The sequence below is a fragment of the Chitinivibrionales bacterium genome (assembly GCA_014728215.1).
GTDB lineage: Bacteria > Fibrobacterota > Chitinivibrionia > Chitinivibrionales > WJKA01 > WJKA01.
In genome coordinates, this window is record WJLZ01000192.1 from 1 (window position 1) to 9325 (window position 9325).

A 9325-nucleotide genomic window follows, 5' to 3' on the forward strand; every position below is an offset into this window, starting at 1 on the left:
ACCTATGGCAAGGCCTATGACGGTAACAGAAATGGTGTGTATGGTGAACAGGGGCTTGACGATTACGTTTGGTCGTTCCGCACCCGGTTGGCGGGCGATTTTGACGGCAATGATACGGTTGACTATGCCGATATCCCCCGCCTGGCCACGTTATGGTACTGGAGCGCCAAAGATATCAACCGCGACAGCGTTCGTGCGCTGGAAATCGGGCCGGCAACCGGTAAGGTGCCCTTCCTTGGCATTCAACCCGATTCCCTGTTCGATTTTGAAGACCTCTGTGTGTTTTTGCAGATGTGGCAGTGGTTTACACCCGATACTTTTACTGCTGCCTTTGAGGGGCAATCGCCAACAAATATTCAATCAAAGCCACTCTCAATGGCAAAGAAAAGCACATACGCCACCCGTGAGGCGGTAATTCCTTTTGCACCATGGTCCGCGCGGCGTTCCCAACCGGCCTTTCAGACCATAACATCAGAGGCACACGACACCTACTGGTCACCCCGGGTGAGCATTGGTATTGATGCCAAGGGTATACATAATCTGGTCGCCTGTCGATATCGCATCTTTTTTGACCCAAACCACTATGTGTTCGATAAGGCCGACAGTATGGCCTTTTTACAACGTGGCGGCAGCGACCTGGTGCGCTACCTGCGAAAAAATTCGGGGTTTGTGGAGTTAAGCCTGGGGCGCCTCTCCGCCTCTCAACTCTCGGTTAGCGGGTCGGGTACGATAGCACAGTTCCTGCTCAAGCCCAAAACGAGCGAGCCCGGGCCTGTTCTGGTGCAATATGATTTAAAGAACCATGAGGGTGAAATAATCGAGACAGGCATCGTGGAGCTGTTTGAAAGCGAAAAAAAGAGAGTACCTAAAAATCCGGGGATACACTCATTTGTCGTTGCACCCAATCCCTCAACACCTGCACCTCATGCGACGCCCTTTACATTCAAAAACAGCTATATGGAAGCCCGTAATCTAACCGATGGAAAAGGCGGGGTGTTGCTGGTTTTCGATCTTGTGACTCCTTCACGGGAGAACAATGATATCAGTACCTTTAAAGCGTCAATCACTATTCGCGACATGATGGGCAATCTCATTGCAGAGACCGGCAAGCAAAACATTCTCGCCCTCGCTCCTTCGGAGATTCTGTCAACCCATAAATTCGCGGTCTACTGGGACGGCCGCAACGAAAATGGAGCCCCGGTTATGCCGGGCACCTATCGCGCAGTGCTTTCATGGGGACATTCAAATGGTGGCGGAAAGGAAGTGGCGGTTATTGGTATCAGGTAAATTTTGCAAAGGGTACCGGCCGCGGGGAAAATTGTACGTAAAGCCACCGTTGCAGAGCGCCAGGCCTCAGCCACCGAGAACCGGCAACCGGCCACGAAGGCTCTCGAAGTAACCGGGATCGAATCTTTTGTTAACTTGCCGCCGGTCGGTATGACAGCCTACAGCACAATGGTAAAGACACGAAAGCATTCGGTACAAAAGATTCACCGTCCTTTCTCGTACCCTTTCATTGCCCGCCCGGCGAGGTGCCGGTCTTGTTCGTTTGGTTTGACTTTGGCCAGGATTATGGACATGGTATCGACTGCCCGGGGGACCCGCAGGATGTCGGCCAGTGCTCCGCCACGGGCACGAAGCTGTTCGCCGATTTCACTCAGTCCGAAACTCAGTTTCCTGGTGTCAAACCGGTAGTCGGTCCATCCCACATACCAGTACCAGTCGGTGTAGTAGGCCCAGGACCGTTCGTTGAATGCCCGGATATGGGTCGGGTCCTGCCAGGCGCCATAGGAGAGGTCGTAGGGCACGGTCGCGATCAGGGTGCCTTCTTCTTTGAGGAGGTGTAAAAAACTGGTCATGGCAACGGGAAGTTCCCGGAGATGCTCGAGCACATCATGGGCAATTATCGAATCGAACATGCCGGGAGTAAACTCGATCTCACCGAATCGTCCGCTGGTGAACCGGGTTTTTTCCGGTGGTGGAAAGGGCTCGTTAAGATTAAAGACCACATCGGGATGCCAGTAAGGGTCGATATCGATATTGATACAATCCTCCTGAAAATCCCGTCCGCTGCCGACATTGAGCTTGTTTGGTAATTCCATATATTATCCGGGTGAGAGGGTTTAAGAAATCTTGCACAAATTATAGCACCAGGGCAGGGAAGAGTCAAATATGATCATTACGAAGCGGCGTTGCAGGGTGTTGAAATGCATAAAATTTTTTTAAAGGAAAGCCGGGTTTGAAAATCCGCTTAAAATCCGTCCATAATATGCATGCCGTCGAGTGAGCCGTAGGGAAGGGCATGGGTTATACTGGTATCGGTTTCTCTGGTGAGATCGACCTGGTATATCGTATCCCGGGAAAGAAGCGATTTGTTGTTGTCGGTAAGCACCGATACATTCGGTTTTGTAAACGATCTTCCGTTTGCCTTTATTACCCGGGCGATGGAGCCGGAGCTTAATTCCACCAGGCTGCCGACCGGGAAAAGGGAGGAGTAGGTGAGAAAAGCGCGGAGCAATTCTCCGGAGATAAACCCTTTCCGTGTCAGCTTGATAAGGGCTTCCATGCCCTTGTATGGGGTGAATGCAGGCCGGTAGACTCTGGGTGAAGAGAGGGCTTCGAAGACATCGGCTATTTGTACGATCCGGGCGTAGGAGTGGATCAACCGTCTGGACCGTCGCTTGGGATAGCCCAGTTTGTTGTCGCGTTCATGGTTCTGGTAGGCGACAATGGGCACCTGTCTCGGAAGGCGGCTTACATTTTCGAGAAGGTGGAGCCCGATAATCGAATGTTTATGAATTTCAAAGAGTTCATCCCGGTCGAGGCGCCCCTTTTTCAGGCGGATATTTTTCGGCGTCAACAGCATCCCGACATCGTGGAGGAGCGCGCCCATACCAATTTCCACAACCTGTTCCCGGCTGTAATTGTTGGCAGCGGCGATATTTATCGACAACAGGCAGACATTGAGCGTGTGATTGTACAGATAGTCCTGCCCCCGGGGCTTGATTCCCGAAATGTTGAGGAGAATATTTTTGTCGTTAACAAATGTTTCGACGAATCGTTCGACGATAGCGCGGAGATTACGGCCATTGGTTGCATGGCCGTTGGCCAGAGTGTTCATCACCAGGGCAACTTCAGACAAAGCGTTGCTATAGGAGAACGCGATTTTTCCCTTGTACTCTTCGGTCCGTTCCGAAACGTCGATTTCTTTACATTGTTCGGAGAGGGGCGGCCCTGAAGGATCTCCCATACCGGTTTCGGAACTGATATCTTTGTCGATATCGGCAGCTTTGGAACTGTTGTTTAATTGCTCAAATCCTTCCCGGCCCGATTTAATCCCCTTGAATTCGGCCAGTTCGAGCGCTTTGGGCGCTTCGGGTTCTAAAGGTATTTCTGGAGGTATATCGTCGGTGAGAGCCTTCTTTTTTCCATTTCCGTCAAGTTCAATATCTTCAATGGTATACTGTTTCTCGATTAGTTTCTGGATCTCATCATCTTCGGAATCTTTAACATATAAGGTTGTGTTATTGTTTCGCCGCAGTGCTTCGATATGGTGCGGTTCTACCATGACATCCTGGGAGAGGAGAAGATGGCCGTCACGGCTGTAAAATGCCAGGCTCGTCTTTTTACCTATGGCTATCTGTGATAAATCGACTTCTTTCATATGCTCTCCGACAAATAATTACCCGCTCAAAGGGTAGTAAACTATCTATATTTTATCCGGTGCCGGTTTGGAAAGAGATAATCGCCTTCAGTATGATTTTCGGCACGGCAGTATAGGTGATGTGTCGGAAAGCGAGCTGCAGAAGATACTTTTACCGTCAAAAAGTATGCATAGGAGAAATCGGATATCCGAACATAATTTACGATACCGATTTTTGGTAATTACCAAATGCATAGCCGAACAACCATACCGATAAGTATATCAACAGGGGAATAAATGTGTCAAGCAAAAATTGAGCAAAGGAAAAGGAATGGTCGATGGGGATTTTCGGGGTATTTGATTTTGACACACCGTCTGAATGAGGTGCATTAATTTTTATGTCGATACTCGAGTGCATGGGCGTATACACGCTCATGCGCTCGTTTATTAATCCCGTTTCTCCGGATCTTCTTTGACATCGAGATTGAAATAGCTCCGCTTTTCTTTTTGCCGCGGTCCGACATCGGAGATATCGATCGGCACAAAGTCGATTTCCTGTGCAGGAGAGTCCGGTGCCATGGTGAAATCCCGTGAATCGATATTGTTGCATTTCGGGTCGGCAATGACTGAATGGCGGTCGTTTCTCCAGGATTGCCAGGTTTTCCAATCGAAGAACTCTTCGGTGCCTTCCCGCCTACGGATATGGCCGCCGTTACCGATACGAAGCTCCCGGCCTTTGATATCATAGTAAAGATTGAGATCGGATATGAACGATTTTGTCTGGAGTTCTCCGGATTCATCCGCCATACCGCCGAGAAATACCGGCGTACCATCGGTGATAACAATATTGCGTTCGAAGGTAAAACAACTCGAAACCCGGCCGTCGGGAATGCATTTCTTTCTCGCGAGATCGGCGTTTTTCCCTCTGGTTACGCCGACAATACCTTCACCACCAAAGGCCCAGATGTTATTACGTATCTGGTTTTCGCGTCCAAAATGAATATGAAACAGTTGGGAGGTGCTGTCGAAGCAGATGTTGTTTTCAATCGTGATATCGCTGGAGCCTTCATCGAGATAAATGGCCCACCCGCCGTATTTAATGCTCTGAATATCATGAATAATATTCCCCCGCAACAACGTTCCCGGCTGCACCCCGAGCATATAGATGGCCCCCATATCATTAAGATATTGCTGACCCACATGGTGGATATGATTCTTTTCGATGCGGTTGTCGCGGGTGACCGATTCCCAGTATCCCCACACCCATCCGCAGGTGATCGCCGTATAGTAGAGATCATGGATATGATTGTGGGCGATAAGATTTCCCGAGGAGTGACGGATGATAATTGCCGCCGCGCCGTGATGAATTCGCCCGAGAGCATGGATATGATTATCGGTGATCGTATTGTCTTTCGTTCGCTTGCTCAGGGTATGACGGGACCCGTTGATCTTTATACCACCAGCGCCCATTTCCTCGATGGTGTTTCCCACAATGCGGCACTCCTTACAGCCGTGCTGCAGGTCGATGGCGAAGATACCGATATTTCTGATAGCGCAGTCTTCAATGGCGCACCGTTTTGCCCCATGCAAGGTGATCGCTGCGGGCATGTATGCCGCCGATTGCGATGACCAGTTATGCTCACGCCAGTCGGTATTTTCAAAGCCGATGTTATAAAAGGTAACGTTCTCTACATATTTTTCATCCCCGGGGTCACCGTCGATGCAAATCAGTTGTGATGGTCCGGCGGCGATAATTTCGCAATTGTCTATCGTCTCACCTTCCCTGGGAAGATAATAGACCTTCTTTTCGGTACGGTCCAGGTACCATTCTCCGGGTTCGGTCATGGCCTCGAAAACATTGTCGATATAATATTTGGCAAATTTAGTATCGCAATCATCTACAAGGATGAAAAGGGTGTCTTTGGCGAGAGTCACCAGGTTCTGCTTTTCATCATAGGAGGCGACAGGTCTGCGTTCTTCAGTCCACCAGTGCATAACTATCACATCGCTGTCGGTAATGTTGCGGAAATTTTTAAAATCACCTTTTTTCGGATGAAATCTGTTTTTTTGAAAGGGCGCCCGGTTATGTCCTTCTGCGGGATCGGTCTCGGGTGCGTTATCAATCCAGAAATAATCTTTTTTGGGCAACCGCGGCCGGGGGGCACGGCGGGAGTTGACAAAAAGCTGTTTGAAATAGCCGATCGATTCCAGAAGCAGCGATACATCGGCAGTCCAGACAGTCGTGCCGTTGAGTGTCTCTTCATTCCAGTCGGTAATCGGAATACCGGCGTCGATCACCGGTTTCTCCTTTTTATAAGCCTCGAAATGAAGGTGAGAATCCTGAGGCTTCAGCACTATGGGGCTGGTGATCGAATACCGCCCTCCTTGAAGGCTAATGTTCAGGGGAGAATCTTTGGTCCGACTGATTTTCCGGGCCGTATCCAAAGCTCCGCCGATAGAGCGGAGGGGACCGTCCTTACGGTTGGCTGCCGGTTCTGCGATCTTGCCCGACCAGCCGTCGTTTCCGGTGGGCGATACATAAAGCGTATGATTCTCTTGTGAGGAGGCCATATTAAAATTCCTTGAATGATTAAAAGTTTAGAGCCGATTAATGGGGGACATAGTGATTGTGGTATATGCAATAGTTCTTGCCGATTATCTCCCGGTGCATCTGCGTGTGTTTCAAAATAGCCTTTGCAATTTATAATTTCAAGTGACTCCATACGAGTCTCTTAAATTCGGATATTCCATTATATATTTTGAAAGATTGCGATTGAAAAAATCACCTTCTTAAAAAGGATTGGACCATGACAGATTTACAAAAGCAGTTGCGTGAAAAGATGGATGAGATGCCCGTGATTGATGTTCACACTCATATGGGGGGGCACGGACTCCGGCAGGCCCGCACCCTTGCCGATATCGTCTCCTATCACTGGCTCCATCTTGAACTGCACCGGGCGGGCGCCGATGTCGACGATACCCTGGCGGCATCGGATCCCGATCTGTATATGCAAAAAGTGGTTCCCTGGTTCAACGATATCAGAAATACCTCAAATCACTATGTTTTGATCACGATGCTTCGGGACCTCTATGGATTCAAGGACCGGACAATAACCGAAGACAACTGGAAAGCGCTCGATAAAGAGGTGCGTAAGCGTGCCGGAAGCACGGCATGGATCTCCGAGGTGCTCGATAGGGCAAAAGTTAAAAAACTCACTGTTGCATTCAAGGATGGCATGCCAACCAAGGAGGACCGCTATATTCCGTATGAATATGGTGAATATCTCTTTTCTCCCACCACCGGGGTCCGGATCGGTGAATTGACCGAGAAGTCGGGAATCAAGCCGACCAACAGGGATGAACTCAAACAGGCGATCGAAAACCGGATGGCTTCTCTGAAAAAGGAGCATAATGTTGGTGCTCTTCATGTCTGGCCTCGGGACAACTGGCAGTACCGTCGGTGCCATGAGGAAGATGTCAATCTACTGATGATTAAGGTAAAAGTGAATCGCGCGCTCACTCAGGAGGAAGATGACCGTTTAATCAGCTATGCGGCCGATCTGGTTGCAGAAGCCGCGGCCCGTCACAACATGACTATTCAGCTCTTTCACGGCATGGATTTTTATTCCGAAGACGCCCCGTGCGCCATCGCCTCCTATTGGGATCCGGGGTTCCTTCGCACCCTTCCAAAATTCGCTTCATCCCACCCAGATACCCGACTCGACGTTTTTCTTGCGACACGGATTCCCAGCCATGAGGCAGCTTCCATCGCCCGTATGAACCGGAATGTCTCACTCAGCGGCGCCTGGTGGCACGGCTTTACTCCCAGTACCCTCACGACTTTCTTTAAGGATCGCCTGGAGCTTCTGCCCCATACTTCGTGGAATGCCTTCTTCTCCGACGGCTACATCGCCGAATGGATCTATGCAAAGCTGCTGCTCACCAAGAATTGCCTGTCCTCCGCGCTGACAACCCAGGTTGAGCAGGGGTATTTGACTGTCGATGACGCTCTTGATGTGGCGCAGAAACTGCTGCACGATAATGCGTATACGATTTATGGGCTGAAATAAGTCTTTTAACTTATTGTTTTTCAAGTAGTTACACTGATGGCTCGTCAGAGGGAAAGTTCATGATCAGAAAACCGCAACAACTTGTTGCGGTTTTGGTTTGCCCCCCTTACCGTAACACCTCATCCCTGCTTATATTCATCAGTATCGGCACCAGGATGAGTATGCCTCCCGATGCGATCAGCGGAACGGCATAGCCGAAACGATCACCGACATAGCCGAAGAGGATGGAGCCAACGATCATGCCGGTCATCATGAGGGTTGAGATAAAGGCAGCGCAGCCGCCGATCTGTTCGTGCTTGAAGATTTTGGATACGCCGTGGTAAAAGGCCAGAAACACAAAACCGTCACCGATCTCATGGATCGCCCTGAATGAAAAGGACCAGTAGACATTGGGAATGCACATAAGTATATGAAAAACACCGGATAAGAGCCATCCCACAACAAGAAGCTGCCTTAAATCTTTGATCCAATTCCATTCCAGAAGGATCACCGCGCTGTAGGCGCCGAATCCTACAAAGAAAAAACACAGAGCCGTATAAATACCGGTTTGTCTGAAATTCAACCCGAGAACCTCTTTTAAAAATGGTGTATAGGCAACATGTTCGGCGCCCCAGTGCATACAGGAGAGAAGAAATAAAAAGGAAATGAATAATACCCGAGGAGTGAGAACAGATTTTTTGTATTCTTTAATTTTGACGATGGTGGTTTCAGTTCTGGGAGCAAACAGGGAGAGAAGGATAAAAAGGGTATTGATACCGAGTGAGACGGCGAAGAGCATGGCAAAGGAAAACTCCTCAATCAGCATTCCTCCCACCAGCATACCCATACCCATTGCCGAAAACCGCCATAATTGAAAGAGACCGGCATAACGGGGGTTTTTGTTGCCTGCCAGCTTGAAAAACATGGTATTCATCGCGGTTGAGTAGAACCGTTTTCCGAAACTGCTTACAAATGCCGTGATACAGAAGAGGGCAAAGGAGGTGGACAGGATGAAACCGATTGGTTGAAGTGCCTGAAGAGCAAAGCTGATCATCAGAATCGCGGCGATGCTTCGGCGGTCGGTGGTAATACCCATGGGCATGGTGAGAAGAAGGGGGCCCAAGGTCGAAACGGCAAAGTAGATCCCGGTTTGTACTCCCGCCATACCGATCTGCTTGAAATAAAGAGGGAGAAACATCCCGAGCATGCTGCTGGTGAATCCCTGAAGGGACACCAGGACAAGGAAATAAGTGAAATGGAGTGTCTGCTGTGGCGCTGCCGCGGTTTTGATCATATACCCTGTTTGTCGGAAGGTGAAAGAGAAAATATATCCCCGGAATTGTTTGCGGCTAAAAATCAGCAATTTGCAAAATTTTTTAGAGCCTATCCTGAAATCTGTTTCGTTGCCGAGGCGAACTGAGAAAGAGCGTATGCGAGGCGCGCCTTCCAGGCCATGCCTTTTTTCCTGGCAGGCGTACTATATTTTGAACTAATCAATTGAAGAAATCTGCACCGGCGCCTGCGGGTTGCTCACCGATAATATCCGAATATCCTCAAAGCCCATCACGAATAAATTATCTCCATACCAGATAAAGTCTTTTGTTGAGGGACTGCCCCACTGCCCAAGCGGCTC

The 9325-nt window shown here is 49.4% G+C and carries 5 protein-coding genes; 1 reads left to right on the forward strand and 4 read right to left on the reverse strand.

The genetic code is table 11. The annotated features are described in order from the left end of the window. Positions 1 to 1490 precede the first annotated feature (1490 nt). The 3 genes from GF401_17255 to GF401_17265 all read right to left on the reverse strand — a co-directional run bounded on the left by GF401_17255 (position 1491) and on the right by GF401_17265 (position 6214). Positions 1491 to 2102: a methyltransferase domain-containing protein gene (locus GF401_17255; GenBank protein ID MBD3346807.1), complete on the reverse strand. Its 612-nt coding sequence runs from the start codon at positions 2100 to 2102 to the stop codon at positions 1491 to 1493. Between the two features lie 149 nt (positions 2103 to 2251). Next, positions 2252 to 3664: an HD domain-containing protein gene (locus tag GF401_17260; GenBank protein MBD3346808.1), complete on the reverse strand. Its 1413-nt coding sequence runs from the start codon at positions 3662 to 3664 to the stop codon at positions 2252 to 2254. A gap of 426 nt (positions 3665 to 4090) precedes the next feature. Continuing rightward, positions 4091 to 6214, reverse strand: a complete 2124-nt coding sequence (locus tag GF401_17265) for a hypothetical protein (GenBank protein ID MBD3346809.1) — start codon at positions 6212 to 6214, stop codon at positions 4091 to 4093. 236 nt (positions 6215 to 6450) lie between these two features. On the opposite strand from GF401_17265, the gene GF401_17270 reads away from it, so the two are divergent. Beyond that, positions 6451 to 7713, forward strand: a complete 1263-nt coding sequence (locus GF401_17270) for a hypothetical protein (GenBank protein ID MBD3346810.1) — start codon at positions 6451 to 6453, stop codon at positions 7711 to 7713. 106 nt (positions 7714 to 7819) lie between these two features. Here GF401_17270 and GF401_17275 read toward each other — a convergent pair whose 3' ends face one another. Further along, entirely contained in the window at positions 7820 to 8986 is a 1167-nt protein-coding gene (locus GF401_17275; protein ID MBD3346811.1) for an MFS transporter, read from the reverse strand. Between the last annotated feature and the right edge of the window lie 339 nt (positions 8987 to 9325).

Coding starts and splice junctions, on each gene's coding strand:
- GF401_17255 (MBD3346807.1), bottom strand. CDS start 2,102: ATGGAATTACCAAACAAGCTCAATGTCGGCAGCGGACGGGATTTTCAG.
- GF401_17265 (MBD3346809.1), bottom strand. CDS start 6,214: ATGGCCTCCTCACAAGAGAATCATACGCTTTATGTATCGCCCACCGGA.
- GF401_17275 (MBD3346811.1), bottom strand. CDS start 8,986: ATGATCAAAACCGCGGCAGCGCCACAGCAGACACTCCATTTCACTTAT.
- GF401_17270 (MBD3346810.1), top strand. CDS start 6,451: ATGACAGATTTACAAAAGCAGTTGCGTGAAAAGATGGATGAGATGCCC.
- GF401_17260 (MBD3346808.1), bottom strand. CDS start 3,664: ATGAAAGAAGTCGATTTATCACAGATAGCCATAGGTAAAAAGACGAGC.